This is a genomic window from Colwellia sp. BRX10-1 (assembly GCF_014077545.1).
In the GTDB taxonomy this organism is placed as follows: domain Bacteria; phylum Pseudomonadota; class Gammaproteobacteria; order Enterobacterales; family Alteromonadaceae; genus Colwellia_A.
Genome location: NZ_JACGWC010000025.1, coordinates 1 through 21,076 on the forward strand (window position 1 = coordinate 1; position 21,076 = coordinate 21,076).

The 21,076-nt window shown below is 37.4% G+C and carries 21 protein-coding genes; 13 read left to right on the forward strand and 8 right to left on the reverse strand.

The genetic code is table 11. The features are described from left to right. Window positions 1-175 precede the first annotated feature (175 nt). The 6 genes from H4J75_RS16160 to H4J75_RS16185 all read right to left on the reverse strand — a co-directional run bounded on the left by H4J75_RS16160 (window position 176) and on the right by H4J75_RS16185 (window position 4,700). Window positions 176-349, reverse strand: a complete 174-nt coding sequence (locus H4J75_RS16160) for a hypothetical protein (protein ID WP_170246384.1) — start codon at window positions 347-349, stop codon at window positions 176-178. Further along, window positions 346-1,620, reverse strand: a complete 1,275-nt coding sequence (locus tag H4J75_RS16165) for an AmpG family muropeptide MFS transporter (protein WP_182217568.1) — start codon at window positions 1,618-1,620, stop codon at window positions 346-348. Before H4J75_RS16165 ends, H4J75_RS16160 begins: the two co-directional genes overlap by 4 nt. Window positions 1,621-1,730: 110 nt before the next feature. Next, window positions 1,731-2,060 carry a hypothetical protein gene (locus H4J75_RS16170; protein WP_182217569.1) on the reverse strand — a complete coding sequence of 110 codons (330 nt, stop codon included), beginning with the start codon at window positions 2,058-2,060 and terminating at the stop codon, window positions 1,731-1,733. Window positions 2,061-2,320: 260 nt separating this feature from the next. Beyond that, on the reverse strand, window positions 2,321-2,902 hold the full coding sequence (locus tag H4J75_RS16175) for a peptidylprolyl isomerase (RefSeq protein ID WP_182217571.1): 582 nt from the start codon (window positions 2,900-2,902) through the stop codon (window positions 2,321-2,323). Window positions 2,903-2,935: 33 nt separating this feature from the next. Continuing rightward, entirely contained in the window at window positions 2,936-3,532 is a 597-nt protein-coding gene (locus H4J75_RS16180) for a YajG family lipoprotein (RefSeq protein WP_182217573.1), read from the reverse strand. Between the two features lie 16 nt (window positions 3,533-3,548). Continuing rightward, entirely contained in the window at window positions 3,549-4,700 is a 1,152-nt protein-coding gene (locus tag H4J75_RS16185; RefSeq protein WP_182222703.1) for a methyltransferase, read from the reverse strand. Between the two features lie 253 nt (window positions 4,701-4,953). Here H4J75_RS16185 and H4J75_RS16190 point away from each other — a divergent pair, with 253 nt between their 5' ends. The 12 genes from H4J75_RS16190 (at window position 4,954) to H4J75_RS16245 (ending at window position 18,366) form a co-directional block, all read left to right on the forward strand. Next, entirely contained in the window at window positions 4,954-5,277 is a 324-nt protein-coding gene (locus H4J75_RS16190; protein ID WP_182217577.1) for a BolA/IbaG family iron-sulfur metabolism protein, read from the forward strand. 587 nt (window positions 5,278-5,864) lie between these two features. Beyond that, the gene (gene fabV, locus H4J75_RS16195) at window positions 5,865-7,055 is read left to right on the forward strand and encodes an enoyl-ACP reductase FabV (protein WP_182217578.1); all 1,191 of its coding nucleotides are present in this window, start codon (window positions 5,865-5,867) and stop codon (window positions 7,053-7,055) included. A gap of 387 nt (window positions 7,056-7,442) precedes the next feature. After that, window positions 7,443-8,780, forward strand: a complete 1,338-nt coding sequence (locus H4J75_RS16200) for a Na(+)-translocating NADH-quinone reductase subunit A (protein ID WP_182217580.1) — start codon at window positions 7,443-7,445, stop codon at window positions 8,778-8,780. Window positions 8,781-8,782: 2 nt separating this feature from the next. Beyond that, window positions 8,783-9,994 (forward strand): NADH:ubiquinone reductase (Na(+)-transporting) subunit B, encoded by a 1,212-nt coding sequence (locus tag H4J75_RS16205; RefSeq protein WP_182217581.1) that lies wholly within the window; start codon window positions 8,783-8,785, stop codon window positions 9,992-9,994. Beyond that, window positions 9,987-10,769 carry a Na(+)-translocating NADH-quinone reductase subunit C gene (locus H4J75_RS16210; protein ID WP_182217583.1) on the forward strand — a complete coding sequence of 261 codons (783 nt, stop codon included), beginning with the start codon at window positions 9,987-9,989 and terminating at the stop codon, window positions 10,767-10,769. Before H4J75_RS16205 ends, H4J75_RS16210 begins: the two co-directional genes overlap by 8 nt. Then, on the forward strand, window positions 10,769-11,392 hold the full coding sequence (locus tag H4J75_RS16215; protein ID WP_146800034.1) for an NADH:ubiquinone reductase (Na(+)-transporting) subunit D: 624 nt from the start codon (window positions 10,769-10,771) through the stop codon (window positions 11,390-11,392). Before H4J75_RS16210 ends, H4J75_RS16215 begins: the two co-directional genes overlap by 1 nt. Window positions 11,393-11,396: 4 nt before the next feature. Then, entirely contained in the window at window positions 11,397-12,020 is a 624-nt protein-coding gene (nqrE, locus tag H4J75_RS16220) for an NADH:ubiquinone reductase (Na(+)-transporting) subunit E (protein ID WP_182175777.1), read from the forward strand. A gap of 72 nt (window positions 12,021-12,092) precedes the next feature. Continuing rightward, a complete protein-coding gene (gene nqrF, locus H4J75_RS16225; protein ID WP_070376018.1) occupies window positions 12,093-13,316 on the forward strand; it encodes an NADH:ubiquinone reductase (Na(+)-transporting) subunit F in 1,224 nt (407 codons plus the stop codon). Between the two features lie 231 nt (window positions 13,317-13,547). Next, the gene (locus H4J75_RS16230; RefSeq protein ID WP_182222704.1) at window positions 13,548-14,582 is read left to right on the forward strand and encodes an FAD:protein FMN transferase; all 1,035 of its coding nucleotides are present in this window, start codon (window positions 13,548-13,550) and stop codon (window positions 14,580-14,582) included. 62 nt (window positions 14,583-14,644) lie between these two features. Beyond that, on the forward strand, window positions 14,645-14,866 hold the full coding sequence (gene nqrM / locus H4J75_RS16235; RefSeq protein WP_070376020.1) for a (Na+)-NQR maturation NqrM: 222 nt from the start codon (window positions 14,645-14,647) through the stop codon (window positions 14,864-14,866). A gap of 396 nt (window positions 14,867-15,262) precedes the next feature. After that, on the forward strand, window positions 15,263-15,421 hold the full coding sequence (locus H4J75_RS16240; RefSeq protein WP_182222705.1) for a hypothetical protein: 159 nt from the start codon (window positions 15,263-15,265) through the stop codon (window positions 15,419-15,421). 476 nt (window positions 15,422-15,897) lie between these two features. Beyond that, window positions 15,898-18,366: a PilZ domain-containing protein gene (locus H4J75_RS16245; RefSeq protein ID WP_182222706.1), complete on the forward strand. Its 2,469-nt coding sequence runs from the start codon at window positions 15,898-15,900 to the stop codon at window positions 18,364-18,366. 6 nt (window positions 18,367-18,372) lie between these two features. On the opposite strand, the gene serB is transcribed toward H4J75_RS16245, so the two are convergent. Then, on the reverse strand, window positions 18,373-19,431 hold the full coding sequence (gene serB, locus H4J75_RS16250) for a phosphoserine phosphatase SerB (RefSeq protein WP_310733747.1): 1,059 nt from the start codon (window positions 19,429-19,431) through the stop codon (window positions 18,373-18,375). 105 nt (window positions 19,432-19,536) lie between these two features. On the opposite strand from serB, the gene H4J75_RS16255 reads away from it, so the two are divergent. Continuing rightward, window positions 19,537-20,169, forward strand: coding sequence for an AhpA/YtjB family protein (locus H4J75_RS16255; RefSeq protein ID WP_182217587.1), 633 nt, complete (start codon window positions 19,537-19,539; stop codon window positions 20,167-20,169). Window positions 20,170-20,203: 34 nt separating this feature from the next. On the opposite strand, the gene H4J75_RS16260 is transcribed toward H4J75_RS16255, so the two are convergent. Beyond that, a complete protein-coding gene (locus H4J75_RS16260; RefSeq protein ID WP_182222707.1) occupies window positions 20,204-21,022 on the reverse strand; it encodes a TatD family hydrolase in 819 nt (272 codons plus the stop codon). Between the last annotated feature and the right edge of the window lie 54 nt (window positions 21,023-21,076).

Consider the following 21,076-nt stretch of genomic DNA (forward strand, 5'->3'; position numbering starts at 1 on the left):
GGATGACGGAGTTGTTATCAGGATGACAGAGGTGGTATCAGGATGACAGAGGTGGTATCAGGATGACGGAGTTGTTATCAGGTTGATGGATGAGTTATCAGAATGACTGAGGCGGTATCTGGTTGACTGAGGTGGTCTCATAACGATGGATTTGGTATCAGGATATCAGCAGTCGTCATCCGTGAGTAACGTATATCATTACCACTAAAAATCCAATGAGTACGGTATTTAAAGCAATAATATAAGCAAAACCTTTCACACCTTCTTTTACACTAAAGCCTTTAGCATCTAGATATCGCCACCAAAAAAGGCACATGATAATAGGGAGTAGAAAGAACAGTTTAATCATATTAATTCCTCGGTTTTATTTTTTGTTTCGAAAGGGACTTTTTCGCTCCAAGGAGCAACTTTAAATAACATAAGCATTCCTGGGATCGCGAGGAAAGTACAAAGAAAGTAGAACGATGTCCAACCTATTTGCTCTACAATAAGGCCAGTTGTTGCATTGGCAAAGGTTCGAGGCAAAGCGGTTAGCGCCGTAAATAGTGCAAATTGCGTTGCAGCAAAAGCGGGGTTGGTTGTTCTTGCTATAAAGGCAGTAAATGCCGCTGTACCTAAACCAACACCTAAGTATTCAAAGCCCATCGCAAAAGCTAAAGCATAAGTATTATGACCTATTTCTGCTAAAGCGGCAAAGCCTAATATGCTGATGATTTGCACAAAGCCAAACAGCCATAATGCCTTATTTATACTGAGCTTTATCATTACGATGCCGCCAACAGCAAGCCCAATAGTCATCGCAATAAGCGACGCTGTTTTAGCAACCACACCAATTTCTGTTTTAGTAAAGCCTAAGTCTATAAAAAAGGGAGTTTGCAGGGCTGTAGCCATACTGTCGCCTAATTTGTATAAAAATAAAAAAATGAGAATTTGTAAGGCACTTTTAAAACCTTTTCGTGAAATAAAATCTCTAAAAGGCAATACAACAGCATCATGTAATGTTTTAGGAGCAAGATGTTCGCTTTTACTCTCTTTAATACATAAGGTCAGTAAAATACCGATGAGCATAAACGCAGCAACAATAAGAAAAACTGATTGCCAGCTGATATGGTCAGCCAATATAAAAGCTAACGAGCCCGGCACTAAGCCAGATAGACGATAAGCCTGTACATGGATAGAATTACCTAAGCCCAGTTCGTGTTCTTGCAATAACTCCCTGCGATAAGCATCAAGAACAATATCTTGGCTTGCACTAAAAAAAGCAACAGCAGCGGCAAGATAAGCGACAGACCAAATATTTATAGTAGGGTCTATAAAACCAAAACCAGCGATTGAGAAGAGTAATAAAACTTGCGTAGCGAACATCCAGCTTCGACGTCGACCTAGCATCGGAAAAGAATACCTGTCCATCAATGGTGACCAAATAAACTTCCAAACATAAGGAATGCCAATTAATGAGAATAAACCTATCTCAACTAGACTTACTCCTTCTGATCTTAACCAACCAGGTACCAGTTGATATAAAATAAATAACGGCAAGCCCGAAGTGAATCCGGTGAAGATACAAATCAACATTCTTTTATTGAGAATAGCTTCTTTGAATGTTTGTTGAGTGGTCATGCAATTGCCTACAAAAATCTTAGTAGGCATAGGCTATCAAAATGTTATTGAAAACAGAAGTTTATTCTTGAGTTCTGTGAGCAAGTGTCGAGGATTTTACTAACGTTAGCCTAAGGTAACGGACGCCAACCAATACAGTCAATAGGATAACTGCCAGTACCTGTGAAGAAATCTAAACAGGTCGTTATTTCACTTTTAAAATACAAGTCATGGCTCAGTGATTGTGCTCCATGTAAACTCATCTCATGGACTAAGTGCCAAAAAACGCGCTCTTTTGCACTACTCGGCATTTCATCATTTACCTTGAGCAATGTCCATTCCTCCATGGTATCAAGGATGAATGTGTCGAGTTCGGTATAATGCAATGATTGGTTAATCACAGCTTTAATATAGTAAGCTATTTGTTGTGTTTTTTCGTTGATAAACGGCTCAATTATCATGGCATCCTCAGTTCACTTTCGTATTTAAATCATTCGAGTAGGAAAGTAGCTACCACTTTATTGAAATGGTGAAAATAGTTGTTATTGTTTATTTACTACCTTATATATCGTAGATTAAAAACAGTTTGTCAAAGGTGTAGGCAATTTAATTTTCATTTAATTGTAAGAACGTACAAAAAAGAATGTTTATTATGGCATTATTATAGTCAGAAATATTGCCTCCTGACTATAATTTACAGCTGAAATTTTATTGGATAAATTTATTCTTCTGGTAATAAAGTGGCTTTAATTAAGGTAATAGGTTCTACGGGCACATCGTCCCAGCCCATCGCATCGCTATAGTGTGTTTTAGCTAAATTCATAGCATCAACAACTGCCTGACCTTCAATAATGGCGCCGAATACGGTATATCCCCAGCGACGGCCTGGATCTAAACTTTTATTGTCAGCCATATTAAAAAAGAATTGACGATTTGCGGTATGTGGGCGATTTTCTTTTGCCATAGCAATAGTGCCACGTTCATTTTTTAAACCATTACCTGATTCATTAACAATATTTCCAGTGACTTTTTTAAAATTGAAGTCCTCATCATAGCCACCGCCTTGTACGATAAAGTCTGAGACAATACGATGAAAAATCGTATTGTTGTATTCACCTTTAACCACATACATTAAAAAATTATCAACAGTTAATGGCGCACGAATGCGGTCTAATTCAACAATGATGACTCCTTTTGATGTTTCTAATTTCACTTTTGGAAATAAGTTATTAGGATCAATGGCAATATTATTCGCTGATAGAGTGCCAGATAAAAATATAAGTAAAAAAAATAAACCTTTCATTATCATTTCTTCTTTTAAAGGAGCTGTTAAAAATTACTTTATAAAACGCTGAATTTCAATGTTATTAATAACTTGAGATAATAACTGAGTAAGTTGTTGACTAAAGTCTCGCTCTAATACCGCAATATCTGCGCCCAATGGGCCTTCACTAGTTCCGCGAACTTTAAAGGTGTTGCTCAACGTTTGTGAGCCATTGTTTACAGTTACGCGGATCACAAGTTCATTGTTAACTTGATATTTCATCATTTCTTGTTGCACGCTGCTCAAGCCATTATCAATAATTATTTCAATTGCATTACCCGCTTGAGCGTTAATGTCTAAGCCCTGTTTTTTAAATTCAGCGGCTAACGCTTCCTCAACAATACGGTTTAATGGTTGCTGACTAGAATAAACCTCTGCTGCTTCATCTTTTCTTAATACTTGCACAACATGCTGGGCACTTCGCAAATCAGTGACCGTTAAACTCGCTTGTTTATTTTGATAAGCACTTTGGCTAGATGCACCATTATTTATGCTTAAATCTGGAGCAATAACCACGTAAGTGGGTTTGTTGGCACAAGCCGTCAGTACAAGCAGTAAAGTTGTTGCGGCTAATGTTTTAATTTTATTGTTAATGAATATATTTTTCATGATCTGATTAACTCCATTATTTTATTGATGAAAGCGTGACAAATTTATCATTGCTGGCAATGAGTTTTTCATTACCAAAAAGTCGTTTAAGTTTAATATGGTATCCGAGTTGCCGATTACCAATAATGCGTAACTCACCACCGTTCTTTAATGCTCTATGGCTATCGCGAAACATCTGCCAAGCGATATGGTCTGTGGTTGCATTTTGCTGGTGAAAAGGAGGGTTACACAAAATCAAATCAACACTATTAGGCTCCATATCGGCTAAGCAGTCATTTATCATGAACTGACACTGTTCGAGTTGCTCTGGTAAGTTTTTACTGATATTAGTCTTAGCAGAATCAACAGCCATATAAGATTCATCAACAAAAGTAACTAATGCCTGGGGTTGCTCTGCCAGTACGGCTAAACCAATCACACCATTGCCGCAGCCTAAGTCAATAACACGACTACCTGCTTTGACTTCAGGAAGGTGCTTAATAAAGTGGCGAGCACCAATATCAAGTTTTTCACGAGCATAAACCCCTGAATGATTACTGATAATAAAAGCGCTATCTTCTAACGGCCAAACTGTTGGAAAAGGTGAAGATAAAACTTGCTTGTTATCAAGTTGAGAGAATACTAAACGTGCTTTCTTTACCGCTAAAGACGTTTTTGTTGTCCCTAAATATTTTTCAAATAATTTTAACGTCGAGCTATGGATATCTTTGGCTTTATCGCTAGCAATAAAAATAAGCTCTTGATTATATTTAGCTTTAATCGATAAAAGTTGATCGATCATTAATGACTTACTTTTAGGTATCTTGTACAACACCACGGTAATATTATCGGGTAGGTCATCCAAACTCGTTATTTGGCTAATATTGTCAAGCGACAAACCGTTTTGCTCAATATTATATCTTAACCCTTGGTGGCTTATCCAAGAATCGGAAACCGTAGTCACATTTGACTGAGTAAAGTTAGCGGTAATAGCGCCAAAGCTATCATTGAAAATTAGTAAGTTGTGCTGGCTATCCGCTAAACTTTGCTCATTAACATAATTAATTAAATACTCGTCGGCTGAATCCCAAGCAACTAGTGCACGGTTAACTTGACCAACGGGGTAGCGATCTAAAAAAAGGTTCTTGTCATAAACGCCATCTGCGTTAACAATAAAAGGGCTGATCATAATAAAGAGGTTCGATTTTCACCTAGAAGAATGTCAGCTATTGTGACAAAATATAGGGAATTGAGCCAGTGATAGTTGCCTCGAGCGCTTAAAAACTATTTTATAAATAAATGAATTTTTTTTTATCAATAATGGCAACTGTTTACTCGCCATTAATGCCAATGAAACGACTATAGCCATCCAGACTGATGGCATATTGTCTGTAACAAACTAAAATTACTCCACTACAGAAAAACACATCAGGGATTTAATAATGACCATTGAAGCTGTAATAGAACAAAAACTTCTTTCCGCATTTTCTCCAATACATCTCGATGTTATTAATGAAAGCCATCAGCATAATGTTGCACCGGGCAGTGAATCTCATTTTAAAGTGATTATTGTTACCGACGACTTTATCGGAGAGCGCTTAATTAAACGTCACCGAGCCATTAATTCGTTGCTTTCAACAGAGCTTGCCGAAAAAATACATGCGTTAGCGCTTCATACTTATACTAAAGATGAGTGGGACAAGTATTATGCAGATAATACCCCTTTGTCGCCTAAATGCTTAGGCGGTGGTAAAAAAACAGCGTAACTTTTGCTAATAAATGGGGTAAAACGCTAGCTAACCATGATTCGCGATTTTATCCCTAATTTATTCTACCCTCATAATTGTATTCACTTTTCGTGAAATACCTGTTATTTACTCTTATCATTATCTATGTAAAATGAATAATATTTGGCAACAGCTATGTTACTTAATGGGTTAATTTAGCTAACAAGGTTATTGATGGGTCACCGATAACCCGAAACAATCATTTCAGGATTATTATGACTGATGGTGTGATTTACTTTGCTCATTGTGGTGTTGCGATTTAACTTTAATGTTGGTGGGATGCGGTACAATATTTTGCATTGTACTTCCATGCTAGGGTCATTATGTTAGGCGCTGTTTATACGTTAAAAGCTGATGGCCGGGTTTAGGCAGATGTTTTTTATTAAAATAGCTAGCGGCTTTAATCCTTTATTTTGAGGTAAATGTTTACTGGTCATACCTCGTATTCTTTTTAGTAGCGTAAACTATGCGACAATTTTTAAATTTATGTCGCAATAAATATTGAATAATTACTAAATTGCCGAGTCGTTTGGCGATAAAAATAGTATTAATTAAAAGGTCTTCTTATGGTTATTAAACCTAAAATTCGTGGTTTTATTTGTACAAATGCACACCCAGCGGGCTGTGAAGCTCATGTCAATGAGCAGATTTCTTATGTAAAATCTCATCAACAGGCTAATGCCAAGCCAAAAAATGTTTTGGTTATTGGTTCATCTACTGGTTATGGCTTATCGTCACGTATAACCGCCGCATTTGGTAATAATGCTAAAACATTAGGTATTTTCTTTGAGAAACCGCCCACTGAAAAGAAAACAGCAAGTGCAGGTTGGTACAATACTTCGGCGTTTCAAAAGGCTGCTGAACAAGAGGGGCTTTGGTCTAAAAATATTAATGGTGATGCGTTTTCACATGAAATTAAAGCAAAGGCTATTGAAACCATTAAAGCTGAATTAGGTGAAATTGATCTAATCGTTTACTCACTTGCTTCGCCTCGTCGAACTGATCCAGATACCGGTGAAGTTTATTCATCGACGCTTAAACCTATTGGTCAAAGTGTAACCACTAAAAACCTAAATACCTCAAAGCGTGTTATTGATGAAATTTCTGTTGAAGCAGCAAATGAAGCTGAGATACAAGGTACCATTGATGTAATGGGAGGCGCTGACTGGGAACTATGGATTAAGGCATTGAATGAGGCTGGCGTTCTTTCAGAAGGATTTAAATCAGTAGCTTATACCTATATTGGTAAAGAATTAACTTGGCCAATATACGGAAAAGCGACCATAGGTAAAGCGAAAGAAGATTTAGACCGTGCTGCATCGGCAATTAACAAAGCTACTGCTAACCTTAAGGGCGAAGCCCATGTTACCTCATTAAATGCGGTCGTTACGCAGGCGAGTTCAGCAATACCTATCATGCCACTTTATATTTCAGCAATGTTTAAGGTGATGAAGGCAGATGGCACTTATGAAGGGTGTATCGAACAAATTCAGAACCTATTTGTTGATAACATCTACAGTGAAACACCTCGCTTAGATGATAAAAATCGTTACCGTCAAAATCATAAAGAGCTTGAAGATAGCGTTCAAAAACGCGTGACAGACATTTGGAATACCGTTGATTCTGATAATATTGATGAGTTAACTGACTATGTTGGCTATCATCAAGAGTTTTTAAAGTTATTTGGCTTTAGTGTTGCAGGTGTTGATTACGAAGCTGATGTCGATACAATGGCAGAAATTAAGCATCTTTTATAACGATTAACTTTCATTATTTACGATTAGCATCAATAATAAAAAGCCGACATAAAATGTCGGTTTTTTTAGGTCTGACAAAATTTTTGGCTGATAAATGAGCGAAATCAATAATATTCAACTAATTTGTAATTTAAGTAACTGAGATCGTAGATAGCCTTAGAGTTTTTGTGTTAAAATCGCGCTAGAAATTTTAACTTAGAGCCAGTGGGTCTTTTTTATTCTAAAGCAACTTCCTTTGTTGCCAAGAAAGAAGTACTTACTGAAATACACTGAAATCGATAATTTGCTTTACCTAAATAATATTGATTACAAGTCATCGTAAAATAGTTTGTTTAGGTAAGTAGATGATTGGTTTTGATACTCCCATCAAAAGTAGTGCATGTGTTTATGATTACAATAAAAAAAGGTCTGGATGTTCCTGTCGTTGGTTCTCCCCAGCAGGTAATCCATGATGGCAACGCCATCAAAACCGTTGCAGCATTAGGTGAAGAGTTTGTGGGTATGCGACCAACCATGTTTGTTAAAGTGGATGATCGTGTTAAAAAAGGTCAGATTCTTTTTGAAGATAAAAAGAACCCTGGCGTTAAATTCACAGCTCATGCTGCCGGTGTTGTTAAAGAAATCAACCGTGGTGAAAAACGTGTTTTGCAATCAGTCGTTATTAAAATTGACGGCGATGAGCAAATTACATTTCCTTCATACACAGCGAATGAACTTAACTCAATAAAACGTCAAGATGTTGTTGATAACCTTGTTAATTCAGGTTTGTGGACAGCATTGCGTACACGTCCATTTAGTAAAGTTCCTGCCGTTGATTCAACGCCAACCGCCATTTTTGTTAGTGCAATGGATACTAATCCGCTAGCCGCTAACCCTGAAGTGATTATTAATGAACAAAGTGAAGCCTTTAAAAATGGCTTAACAATACTTACTCGTTTAACGAGTGGTGAAGTGTTTGTTAGTAAAGCGCCGGGTGCTAATATTCCCGTCGAAGCTAATGTGCAAGTTAACGAATTTGCAGGAAAACATCCTGCTGGTTTAGTTGGCACACACATGCACTTTTTAAAGCCGGTTAGTGCAGAGAAGTCTTCATGGAACTTAGGCTATCAAGACGTGATTGCTTTTGGACAGTTATTTACTACTGGTGAGTTAAATAACACCCGTATTATTTCACTTGCTGGTCCTGCTGCTAAGAACCCTCGTTTAGTGCGTACTATTTTAGGTGCAAATACTGACGAATTAATCGCTGGTGAATTTGCCGACGGTGAATTACGTATCATATCGGGCTCTTTACTTTCAGGAGCAAAAGCAAAAGGTGTTCACGCTTATTTAGGTCGTTACCATGTGCAAATTTCGTTGATTTTAGAAGGTCGCGAGAAAGAGTTTATTGGTTACATGTATCCTGGACCTAATAAATTCTCGGTAACACGTGCATATATGTCTCATTTCTTCCCAAAGAAATTATTCAATATGACCACAACAACTAACGGTAGTCCTCGTGCCATGGTGCCAATTGGTAACTTTGAACGTGTGATGCCATTAGATATTCTCCCAACAATGTTATTGCGTGATTTATGTGCCGGTGATACCGACAGCGCGCAGCAACTTGGTGCTTTAGAGCTTGATGAAGAAGATTTAGCCTTATGTACATTTGTTTGCCCTGGCAAAACAGATTACGGCGTTATTCTTCGTGAATGCCTAACCACAATAGAGAAGGAAGGTTAGACATGGGCTTGAAAAAGTTTATTGAAGATATTGAACCGCAATTTGAAAAAGGCGGTAAGCTAGAAACGTGGTACGCTTTGTATGAAGCTGTAGCCACCGGTTTATTTACTCCTGGTCAAGTGAACAAAGGTGCTACTCACGTTCGTGACAGTATTGACTTAAAACGCATCATGATAACGGTATGGTTAGCTGTTTTTCCTGCTATGTTTTTTGGTATGTACAACATTGGTTTTCAAGCAGCTGATGCCTTAGCTGCTGGTTATGCTTTACCTGATACTTGGCAAGTAGGCTTGTTCGAATTCCTTGGAGGTAGCTTATCTGCTGACTCGAGTGTCTTCGGTATGATGCTTTATGGAGCAATGTTCTTCTTACCTATTTATGCGACTACCTTTATTGTTGGTGGCTTTTGGGAAGTTCTCTTTGCTTCAGTACGCAAGCATGAAGTTAACGAAGGTTTCTTTGTTAGTTCAATCTTGTTTGCCTTGATCTTACCTGCAACAATTCCATTATGGCAAGTTGCTATTGGTATTACTTTCGGTATTGTTATTGCTAAAGAAATCTTTGGTGGTACAGGTAAAAACTTCTTGAACCCTGCGCTAGCGGGTCGTGCATTTCTGTTTTTTGCTTATCCAGGTGAATTATCAGGTGATGCTGTTTGGGTTGCTATTGATGGTTACTCAGGTGCGACACCATTAAGTGCAGCAGCAGCAGCCATTCCAGGATCGGTTGATTTTGCAATCAATACTAACTGGTGGAATGCATTCTTGGGCTTTATCCCAGGTTCTATGGGTGAAGTATCAACAGCTGCTATTTTCCTAGGTGGTGCATACATTCTGTATAAAGGTATTGCTTCGTGGCGTATTGTTTTAAGTGTTTTCGCCGGAATGGTGTTCACTTCATTACTGTTTAACAGTATTGGTAGCGATACTAACGCAATGTTTGCTATGCCATGGTACTGGCATTTAGTCACAGGTGGTTTTGCTTTTGGTATGATGTTTATGGCTACTGACCCTGTCACTATGTCTTTTACTAATACGGGTAAATACTGGTTTGGTGCATTAGTTGGTGTAATGGTTGTACTCATACGTGTAGTTAACCCGGCATACCCTGAAGGAATTATGTTAGCTATTTTATTCGCTAATTTATTCGCCCCTCTTTTCGACTATTTTGTTGTTCAAGGGAATATCAAACGGAGGCTCGCTCGTAATGTCTAGTAATAAAGAAACTCCAATTAAAACAATCGGCTTTGTGTTTTTAGTTTGTCTGGTTTGTGCTGCGTTAGTCTCTGTTGCTGCGATTAGCTTAAAACCGTTACAACAAGCTAATAAACTACTTGATAAGCAAACTAAAATTCTTGAAGCTTCCGGCTTATTAGAAAAAGCAGGTACTGATATTGTTGGTACTTACAACAAATATGTTGTTGCTAAAATGATTGACCTAGATTCAGGGAAAATTATTGAAGGTAACACCGATATATTTGACGAACGTGCAGACGCTCGTGATGCCGCTAAAAGCTCAAAGCTTACTAACGATACCGCAGGTATTAATCGCCGTGCTAACCGCGCTGTTGTTTACTTAGTTAATAACGAGCAAGGTCAGCTAAATACTTTAGTTTTACCTATTGTTGGTTCAGGGCTGTGGGACTTAATGTACGGTTATATTGGTTTAGCGCCAGATTTAAATACCGTTCGTAGTCTTATTTATTCTGACTTAAAGGAAACTCCGGGTTTAGGCGCTGAAGTACTTAACCCTAAGTGGAAAGCTTTATGGCCAGGTAAGAAAATTTACAATGATAGCGATGAAGTGGCTATTAAAGTGATTAAAGGTGGTGCTAAAGCCGGTGATGTTCACGGCGTTGACGCATTGTCAGGCGCTACATTAACCAGTAATGGCGTGCAAAACACCTTACATTTTTGGTTAGGTGAGCAAGGTTATGGACCTTTTATTACTAAATACCGCAGTGTTGCTAGCGAAGGAGAGATGAACTAATGTCTTCAGATACTAAAAAAGTACTATTTGGACCTATTGTAGATAACAACCCTATCGCTTTACAGGTACTAGGTGTTTGTTCTGCTCTAGCGGTAACCAGTTCAATGGCAAACGCTTTGGTTATGACCATAGCGGTAATGCTAGTTACTGGCTTTTCTAACTTTTTTATCTCACTTGTGCGTAATCATATTCCATCAAGTGTGCGTATTATTGTGCAAATGGCGATTATAGCGTCATTAGTAATTGTGGTTGACCAAGTATTAAAAGCCTTCTCTTATCAGTTGTCGAAAGAGTTGTCAGTTTTCATTGGTTTGATCATTACTAACTGTATTGTAATGGGCCGTGCAGAAGCCTTTGCTATGAAAGAAAAGCCGGGTGTTAGCTTTTTAGATGGTATTGGTAACGGTTTAGGTTACGGCGCAGTTTTGATGATTGTTGCTTTTTTCCGTGAATTATTTGGTTTTGGTGAGATCTTTGGTATTGAAGTGTTTAAATTAGTTCAAAACGATGGTTGGTACCAAGGTAATGGCTTATTAGTCTTACCATTTAGTTCATTCTTCATTATTGGTTTAATCATCTGGGCTGTACGCCAGTGGAAACCAGAACAAGTAGAGAAGGATTAGCCCCATGGAACATTATTTAAGTATTTTTATTAAAACCATATTTATTGAGAATATGGCGTTAAGCTTCTTCTTGGGTATGTGTACTTTCTTAGCTGTGTCTAAGAAAGTAAGTACAGCCATTGGTCTGGGTGTTGCGGTTGTGGTGGTATTAGGTTTAGCTGTTCCAGCTAACCAAATTATTTATCAAGCTATTTTAGCGCCAGGTGCTTTAGACAGCATGATGGGAATTACTGAACAGAAAGATTCAATTGATTTAAGCTTTTTATCATTTATTACCTTTATCGGTGTTATTGCTGCTTTAGTACAAATTTTGGAAATGATTTTAGATAAATATTTTCCTGCTTTGTATCAAGCCTTAGGTATATTTTTACCTTTAATCACTGTTAACTGTGCAATTTTTGGTGCGGTTTCTTTCATGGTAGCGAAAAACTTAACTTTGGGTGAAAGTGTTGTTTACGGCATTGGCTCTGGTGTTGGTTGGATGTTAGCTATTGTGCTATTGGCTGCCATACGTGAAAAGATGAAATATTCTGACGTACCAGACGGTTTGAAAGGTTTAGGTATCACGTTTATCTCCGCTGGATTGATGGCTTTTGGCTTTCTTTCTTTTGGTGGTATTTCACTTTAAAAAATATCGGTCTAAGTCACTTATTACCAAAATAATTTGAACTTAGGCCCTAGATAATTTAAGGAAAAGTCGATGGAAATCATTCTCGGCATATCGATGTTTACCGCGATAGTGCTAGCATTAGTTTTAGTTATTTTGTTTGCTAAATCTAAGTTAGTCTCTTCAGGTGACGTAACAATTAGTATAAATGGTGACCCAAATAAATCAGTAGTAACCGCTGCTGGTGGCAAGCTTCTTGGCGCTTTAGCAGATCAAGGGATTTTTATTCCTTCTGCTTGTGGTGGTGGTGGTACTTGTGGTCAATGTCGTGTTGACGTGCATTCAGGTGGTGGCGATATTTTACCAACTGAAACGGGTCATATCACTAAGCGTGAAGCTAAAACAGGTTGTCGTTTAGCCTGTCAGGTTGCTGTTAAGCAAGACATGGTTATTGAAGTAGAAGATGAAATCTTCGGTGTACAACAATGGGAATGTGAAGTTATCTCTAATGATAACCAAGCAACTTTCATTAAAGAACTTAAACTTCAAATACCCAATGGGGAATCTGTTCCGTTTAAAGCCGGTGGTTATATACAGATAGAAGCTCCAGCTCATCATGTGAAATATAGTGATTTTGATATTGATGATCAGTACAAAGGCGATTGGAACCATTTTGGCTTTTTTGATGTTGAATCAAAAGTTAATGAACCAACGTTACGTGCTTACTCAATGGCTAATTATCCAGAGGAAGAAGGCATTATTATGCTTAACGTGCGTATTGCTACGCCTCCTCCAGGACGTTTACATTTACCAGCAGGTAAAATGTCATCATATATATTTAGCCTTAAGCCTGGCGATAAAGTCACTATTTCTGGTCCGTTTGGTGAGTTTTTTGCTAAAGAAACAGATAATGAAATGGTGTTTATCGGTGGTGGTGCTGGTATGGCGCCAATGCGTTCGCACATCTTTGATCAACTTAAACGTTTACAATCTAAACGTAAAATGTCGTTCTGGTATGGCGCTCGCTCTAAACGTGAAATGTTCTATGAAGATGATTACAATGGTTTAGCCGCTGATAATGATAATTTCAAATGGCATGTTGCGTTATCAGACCCACAAGCTGAAGATAACTGGGAAGGCATGACAGGTTTTATTCATAATGTACTTTATGAAAACTACTTAAAAGATCATGAAGCACCAGAAGATTGTGAGTACTACATGTGTGGTCCTCCAATGATGAATGCTGCCGTTATTCATATGCTTAAAGATTTAGGCGTAGAAGACGAGAACATCATGCTAGATGACTTCGGCGGCTAATCGTTTATTTTAACTTGCCTATTGGCTTTATTTCGTCGGCTGCTGTGCTCATTGACTAACGTCAACTCCGCACAGCCTTCTCGAACTAAAGGCAATATACAGCGTTTAAATTAAACATTTACTCAATGAATGAAAGCTTCAAATAAAAGACGACTTTGGTCGTCTTTTATTATTTATATAAGACGTTTTCCCTAGACGTTTTACCTAAATAATAAATTTATAGGTATCAAAATGATTAAAGTAAAAGTATTGATGATCAGTTTTATGCTGGTGTTTTTTGCCGGTTGCTTTCCAAGTAGTGATTTAAGTAAGCAAGAAGTCTTGTTGCAAGGTCGTACTATGGGGACTACGTATAATATTAAAGTGGTCATCGAGAATAATGCGATTGATACTAAACAAGTCCACACAGGCATTGATGCACTATTGGTGCAATTAAATCAAGAAATGTCGACCTATATCGTTGACTCTGAATTATCACGATTTAACACATCGACATCACTTACGCCTGTTGCAATATCTGTTGGTTTACAACGCGTTATTAAAGAAGCGATTCGCTTGGGGCAATTAAGTGAAGGCAATCTTGATATTACTGTCGGGCCTTTAGTCAACCTTTGGGGATTTGGCCCAGAATATCGGCCAAATACTATACCAACGGCGGAGGATTTACTGTTAGCGCGCCAACAAATAGGTTTGTCAAAGCTGGTGTTAGACGGGAATAAACTTTCTAAAAAAACGCCTAGCCTTTATGTTGATTTATCAACCATTGCCAAAGGTTATGGGGTCGATTTAGTCGCAGAATATTTAGAAGAAAAAGGCATTAATAATTACCTAATAGAAATTGGTGGAGAAATGCGTTTAAAAGGTTTTAAACACACCGGTGAACTTTGGCATGTCGCGATAGAGAAGCCTATTCAGGATGCAAGTGGTGAGCATCGCTCTGTTTATCAAGTGATCATTCCAAAAGACAATGCAGTGGCAACATCAGGCGATTACCGTAATTATCACCAAGCCAAAGATGGTCAACGTTTTTCACATATTATTGATCCAGCGACGGGCAAACCCATCAATCATAAGTTAGTCTCAGTAACGGTCATTCATCCGTCTTCTATGACCGCAGACGGTCTGTCTACCGCGATGATGGTTATGGGTGAAGTAAAAGCCATCGACTTTGCAGAGAAAAATGGTATAGCTGCTTACATTATTGCTAAGACAGAGCATGGCTTTGTTGAGCAAAGCACGGTAAAATTCATGCAGTATTTAAAGTAACTGGTTAAAGCGAGTTACTGTTTATTCATCTTAATAGATAAAGAAAATAAGTAGGTTAGTTTATGATGATATTTATGATCACTTTAGGTTTTTTCCTTGTAGTTGTTGTTGCTATGTCGGTTGGCTATATCTTTCAACAAAAGTCGTTAGCAGGCAGTTGCGGCGGATTAGCAACAGTGGGTATTGATAAGTCGTGTAATTGCGATAACCCTTGTGAGAAACGCCAAGAGCGCGAACGTATTGCTGCGGCTAAAGAGCAAATGATTGATATTAAAATTATCTAGCTGAGTAACACTTTTATTTTAGCTTGAGAAACATAATCAGTATCTGCTAACTGTGGATACTGTTTAACACTAATGATTTTAATAAAATTGGTTATTAATTTACAACACCAATAACTTGCTAAGCCACACTTAACTTATTCATAATAAGAATTACCATCCCCTCCAATGCTACATTTCGCCTACGATTAAAAATTATATGATTAACAAGCTCGACAGCATACTTGCAGGTATGCGCAGTTAATAAACGACTACAAGTATCGACAAAGCTTACCTGAATATTCATCTTCTAAGTCATTGTTACCCGGGGTGATGAGCGCTTTTGCAGTACTCAACTATAAACTTAGATAAGCATTACTATATAGGTTAAATCACTGCGTAATTTAGGTGATAGCTAGCATGTGTAAACGTCTTAAAGAAGTGCTTAGTTATTACTTAGTCGCGATTATGATGGGTGTAACACTAAGTGCAAGATTGTTGAAAAGTGGTAAATCATTGAAGTCCGCAGATGTGTCTATGCGCGTTATTGTTATTAGAAATTTACAGCGAACTGTTTAATACCATCGCTTAATCATCATAGGATAGAATTAGGCGACTTAGATAAAAATCGTCTTCTCTTACTAGGCGCGATAGTGTCAAATGTTTGTACTTTTTAATTCTTGCCGATTTTTTGTGATAAATACGGAAAATTGTTATTGTGTTCGGCTTACCTAGCCAAATTAAATTCACCTCTATTCTTGTATCCTACATCGTTGATTTACTGTTCAAGCCCGCGTATACACTGGATCCTACTAACTATACTTATAGATGTTAGTTTATTTTTTTATGACCACTTCCCTTACTGGGCATAATTTTTGCTTTATTATTTTTATATAAGCTATTATCTAGATAACACATTATTTTTAATGATATTTCTTACTGATGTTATTTCATTACAAATTAATTTATAGTAGATTTACTACATAGAAAGTAAATGATTATTTCTTTCAATTCATTGCATATCACAAGTGTTACTAAAAGAAATTAAAGCAGATATGACTACAGATTTTTTAAAGTACCAAAAGATAATTGAACAGTTTCGTGGGAAGGTTTTAAAGAACGATTTTGAAACAAATTTTTCTGCGATGACTCAACATATCCCCAAAACAGAGCGCTTTTTGCTTAAAATGGAGCTCAAGCGTTTAGCTGTTCCATGTACGCGTCTAATCGATTTGCGTGGTCATGTTGATGGTGAATGTCGATCTTTTGAGCATGATGGACGCGTTCACTATCTTGATGATATTGCGATTAAAGTTTATCAAGAAAATATAGGTTTTTATCAGGGATATACTTTTGGTGTTTACGAAGCAGTAATGAACACTGAAAATAACTTTCGGGTTATATATCAAAAAGAAAAAAGTAACATGGGTAAACCGGTACAAGTTGAGACGACTAAAGCCAGTAAGACCTTTGAAAAAACGCAGTACCCAGCAAGTTTGTTTACTTTTGGTCCGTATCATAATCGTAGTGAAGAGCGAATGAATTTCGCTATTACCTTAGACATACTGCTTGAAAACGATAAAAATGAATACGAGTGTACGAGTTCAGATATCAGTGTTGAAGGGTGTAAGTTTCGCTTTAATTTCAAAAATACAATTACGGTTGGACAACATATAAGTATTCGGTTTCGAGGTCTCGAAGACGAATTTCAATTTGGTAAAGAAAAAAGTTTTCATTTTGAAGTTAAAAACATACAAAAAATTGAGAAAACTCAGTTAATTGGCTGTCAGAGAGTTTACTCGAAAGATAAACGCGTTGACGGTTTTCAAACTTTTCTTCAGGGCTTCATCCAAGGCAATAAACGCCGTTATAAAGTTAACCTAGACAATACTATTCATGCTATTCAATCACGTAGCTTTGAGCAATATAGTTTACCTAAATTAAATGAATTACCGATTTTTGTAGAAGATAACAAAGGCGATCTTTTACCTAGATACGCGCTCACCTGTCATAATAACCAAGCCACTTTTCAATATTGGCAAGATGAAAATCGCCACTCAACCTTATACTGTCTGATAACACCTGAACGCTTGCTCAGAATGAGAAAAGCCCATGCTTTAGGTAAGTCATTATTAGTCTATAGTTTCGTGCACAAAAGCCAAGGTAAATCATTTTTTTATACGGCAGATGTGGAGCAATTAAATAATGATAGTGATTTTAAGGTACAATTTTTAGGATTTGCTGCGTCAAAGCCGAGCTTTGCTATTACTCAACTATCGATTATGGACGTTGATAATGATAAAGCGCATTCGCCGTTAACGTTATCGAATACGCTAACAAAAAAGAATGAATACTTAAATCTCCCTATCCCTAGTGATGCAATAGAAACCCTTCATAATCTGCAAAGTATCGTGGTCGCTAGTGATGTAACCAACCCAGCATCAACTAGGCAGTATCAACAACTATCATTTGAAAACATTGATACAATTCGGTTAAAAAACTTTGGTCATAAACGACTTACATTACCGCTATTGATGGATGAAGTAGGCATTAATTATAAAAATCAACGACAAGAGTCAAGATTTAAATATGTTACTCCTGTTGAACTTGAAATTGCAGGTGTTCGTTGCTCAGGTAAATCGCATGATTTTTCCATTTTAGGTTTAAAACTAGAACTTGATAAACCTTCGGTATTAAACAAAGGAGACGTTGTCTATTTAACTTTTCCTGGCTTGCAAAAAATTACCTCTGCCTTTGATTTAAAAGGTTTGCCTTATGAAGTTATGCGAGTTAATAAAAAGAAAAACATACTTAACTTACGGGTTTATGTTGAAAAGCATCAACACATGGGAAGAGCATTCTTTAAAGCATTAATTACAAAAAATCGTGATAAGTTAACGCCAGATGAATATGCCTTAATGATACCTGGCCTTGCTAAGGCATTGAGAAATATTTACAGTAGAAGTTTAACTATTCCGACATTAATGGTACAAACCAGTGGCAGTCGCTATAAGTTAGAAGCTATCGTTTGTGGTACTGTTAAAGATAAGTTATTGCCGGTTATGAAACAGTTAAGTGATTCGCCATCACAGTATAATCTATACCCATTACTCAATAATTTACAAGCAACTAGTACCTTAACCTTACCATTGAAGAAAATGCAAACCGATGATACTCCGGTGCTTGAAACATTATATATTGCTGTAAATTTAGATAATGAAATCATTGATCAAGCGGTTACGACCAAAACATCAAGCGAATTAGAGTCGCCGATGTTGCAGCGAATGTTTATATCGCGGGCATTAAATCGTGGTTTATTCTTTTGCGTACAGGTTAGATTATCTCGAACAGATGACCCCGATATGGACCATCTTAATCCAGAATTAAGCTACATAAGTTCCTATGCTATTCACCGTGGTAAACAAATAGAGCAAGATATTTGGAGTGTTGCTGGGGTTATGCAGTTTCTTGATATTACTCAAGAAACTTTAGTTCGTCATGAGCTATTAAGTAACGTTATTTAAAGGGTCCTACGCAAGCCAATGTAAAAGACAATCAAGACCATCGGCATTAATGGCAGTGTCTGCCTTTGCTAAAACTAGTGGCTTAGCATGAAATGCTACGCCCAAATGTGCAGCGGCCATCATGACTAAATCATTGGCACCATCACCCATAGCGACGGTTTGCTCCTTAGCTAAGTGATATTTCTTTTGTAAAGCGACTAAACAATCTGCTTTTGCTTGTGCATCAACAACATCTCCTAAAACTTTACCCGTTAACTTGCCATCAATAATTTCTAAGGTATTAGCGTGGGCGGCATCAAGTTCCAGTAAACCTTTTAAGTGATCGGCAAAGTAAGTAAAGCCACCTGAGGCAATCGCAACTTTCCAACCATGGGATTTTAATGTACTAACAAGTATCTCTAAACCAGCCATTAACGGGATATTCTTAGCAACCTCAGCCAAAATGTTTTCTGAGGAACCTTTTAAGGTGGCGACCCGTTGATGCAAGCTTTGTGCGAAATCAAGTTCACCAAGCATAGCAAGTTCAGTAACGGCTGCCACTTGTTCTCCAACACCGGCAAGTATTGCGATCTCATCGATACATTCAATCTCTATGGTCGTGGAGTCCATATCCATAACCAAAATACCTGGTTCTGATAATTTTGGCGCGTTTTCAATCAGTGCGGCTTCGATTTTATTGCTGAGGGTAAAGTTGACTAAGCTTTCTCTTGCAGTTTTTAAGTTTGCACAAGTAACGCTAAAGCGATAGCTAGTAAGATTATTCCTTAGATTGATAGCATTTACCGCCCAAATTGATAGTTGGCATTGACTGATTAAATTACTGAGCATACTAAGACTAATTTCACTGAAAACTACAAGCTCTAAGGCTGTTTTAGCGTGTATCTTCTCGGCTAAACACGTCTGACCACCTTGTTGTTGGGTAAGGCGCTGATCAACGCACCAGTCACTACCTTCGAAAGTGGTAAAGCAAGGCAAACATTTTTCTGATGTTGTTGAAGAAATAAACTCAGCCAAAGTAAGTTGTTGAATATGCTCAAGGGAAAAACGTTTAATAGCAATGGACACAGTACCGCCTTTTATGTGAATGTTAGTTTTAGCGATTATTTTCAATGAATAATGCTATAGTATAAAAATGAACGTAATGATAAATTTTATACATTTGTAGTGCTTATGACACAAATAGAACAGCCTTTATACCCTAAATTATCATCCATTTATAATAAAATTATGCAATTAGCTATAGCGATTGTCTTTATTGTCGTGCTAATGAATCTATGGATATACAGCCAGACACAAAATAAGCAAACTATCGATCAACATTTTTATGATGTTGGTCAGCAGTATTTGCAACAAGCTTCAGCAGGTTTATCTGTATTAATCACCGAGGTTAACACGAAAGAGAGTCGACAATTACTGCAAAACTACGTTGATGAATTGCAACTGGCTGAGGTAATAAAAGAAATTCATCTCTATGATTTATCAGGGCAATTAATTATTAGCAGTCAAAATGCAAAAAGCGTCAAAGCTCTTTTTGGGCTGTCTGAATATAAATTAAATAAGAGTGAATTCGCCGTGCCTTTCGTTAGTGAAATCCGTAAAGAAAGATTAATTGGCTACGTTCGCTTAACCCTAGACAAAAACTATTTAACCACTAAGTTATTAAAAAATAATGATCAACAGTTTACGCTGTTACGTTTAATGATGATAATCGCTGGCGTCGTTGGCTTTCTGCTTACCAGAGGTCTCAACCGGTTTAGTCGTCAGGGGTTTAGATTAGTCGATAAAGATAAAAGGCTGACTTAAGTAGGCATCATTTGATGGAGCTAGTTAATCCGTTTCATCGCTGAGCCAACTGAAAGAGGGTTGAAATATTATCTTCAATTTTTTCGGCTATTTCTTCTTTGCTCTCTTGGCGCAATTCGGCTAATCTTTCAAAAACATCAATAACACGCAGAGGTGAGTTATCTTCGCCTTGAAAACCATTTAGCGGCATCGAAGGTGCATCTGTTTCTAATACTAGGCTACTCAAAGGTAAGCGCTTAATGGCTTTTATTGTTTTCTCCGCTCTAGGGTAGGTGATTGTGCCACCGATGCCTAACTTAAATCCCAAATCTATATATTGGCAAGCCTGCTGGTAGCTTCCTGAAAAAGCATGAATAATACCTCCTCGGGAAACTTTTATTTGTTTTAATAGTGTGATCGTTTCGTTGTGCGTGCGCCGGTGATGAACAATAATCGGCAGTTGATGCTGTTGTGCAAGGTTAAGTTGGAATTCAAAAAATAACATTTGTTGGTTAATATTATCTTGCTGCTTTGCGATAACGCCATCAAGCCCAGCTTCGCCAATTGCAATTATTTGCGTTTTATTCTCTAATATTTTTTGCGCTAAGTCATCGAGATTTTTTTGCGCTAATCCCTCTAAAAACCAAGGATGAATACCTAAGCAGGCAAAAACATTGCAATCACTCAAAGGTTGGTTTTTATTATGATGGGCTAAGGCTAAAACATTTTGCCAGTTATCTGGTCTAACCGCAGGAACAATAATTTGATGAATACTTTCCTTTGCACATTGCTCAAGCAGTAAATTTGTTGAAGCACTACCTTTATGGGTAAAAGCTTTGAAATCTAAATGACAGTGGCTATCGGTAAATTTCATAAATTAATCGGCTTTACTTGAAGTGTAAATAATGGATGTGTGAAATTATAGCTT

Coding starts and splice junctions, on each gene's coding strand:
- H4J75_RS16205 (WP_182217581.1), top strand. CDS start 8,783: ATGGGCTTGAAAAAGTTTATTGAAGATATTGAACCGCAATTTGAAAAA.
- H4J75_RS16180 (WP_182217573.1), bottom strand. CDS start 3,532: ATGAAAAATATATTCATTAACAATAAAATTAAAACATTAGCCGCAACA.
- nqrM (WP_070376020.1), top strand. CDS start 14,645: ATGATGATATTTATGATCACTTTAGGTTTTTTCCTTGTAGTTGTTGTT.
- H4J75_RS16165 (WP_182217568.1), bottom strand. CDS start 1,620: ATGACCACTCAACAAACATTCAAAGAAGCTATTCTCAATAAAAGAATG.
- H4J75_RS16215 (WP_146800034.1), top strand. CDS start 10,769: ATGTCTTCAGATACTAAAAAAGTACTATTTGGACCTATTGTAGATAAC.
- nqrF (WP_070376018.1), top strand. CDS start 12,093: ATGGAAATCATTCTCGGCATATCGATGTTTACCGCGATAGTGCTAGCA.
- H4J75_RS16190 (WP_182217577.1), top strand. CDS start 4,954: ATGACCATTGAAGCTGTAATAGAACAAAAACTTCTTTCCGCATTTTCT.
- H4J75_RS16260 (WP_182222707.1), bottom strand. CDS start 21,022: ATGAAATTTACCGATAGCCACTGTCATTTAGATTTCAAAGCTTTTACC.
- H4J75_RS16240 (WP_182222705.1), top strand. CDS start 15,263: ATGTGTAAACGTCTTAAAGAAGTGCTTAGTTATTACTTAGTCGCGATT.
- H4J75_RS16185 (WP_182222703.1), bottom strand. CDS start 4,700: ATGATCAGCCCTTTTATTGTTAACGCAGATGGCGTTTATGACAAGAAC.
- H4J75_RS16175 (WP_182217571.1), bottom strand. CDS start 2,902: ATGAAAGGTTTATTTTTTTTACTTATATTTTTATCTGGCACTCTATCA.
- nqrE (WP_182175777.1), top strand. CDS start 11,397: ATGGAACATTATTTAAGTATTTTTATTAAAACCATATTTATTGAGAAT.
- fabV (WP_182217578.1), top strand. CDS start 5,865: ATGGTTATTAAACCTAAAATTCGTGGTTTTATTTGTACAAATGCACAC.
- H4J75_RS16230 (WP_182222704.1), top strand. CDS start 13,548: ATGATTAAAGTAAAAGTATTGATGATCAGTTTTATGCTGGTGTTTTTT.
- H4J75_RS16160 (WP_170246384.1), bottom strand. CDS start 349: ATGATTAAACTGTTCTTTCTACTCCCTATTATCATGTGCCTTTTTTGG.
- H4J75_RS16245 (WP_182222706.1), top strand. CDS start 15,898: ATGACTACAGATTTTTTAAAGTACCAAAAGATAATTGAACAGTTTCGT.
- H4J75_RS16210 (WP_182217583.1), top strand. CDS start 9,987: ATGTCTAGTAATAAAGAAACTCCAATTAAAACAATCGGCTTTGTGTTT.
- H4J75_RS16200 (WP_182217580.1), top strand. CDS start 7,443: ATGATTACAATAAAAAAAGGTCTGGATGTTCCTGTCGTTGGTTCTCCC.
- H4J75_RS16170 (WP_182217569.1), bottom strand. CDS start 2,060: ATGATAATTGAGCCGTTTATCAACGAAAAAACACAACAAATAGCTTAC.
- H4J75_RS16255 (WP_182217587.1), top strand. CDS start 19,537: ATGACACAAATAGAACAGCCTTTATACCCTAAATTATCATCCATTTAT.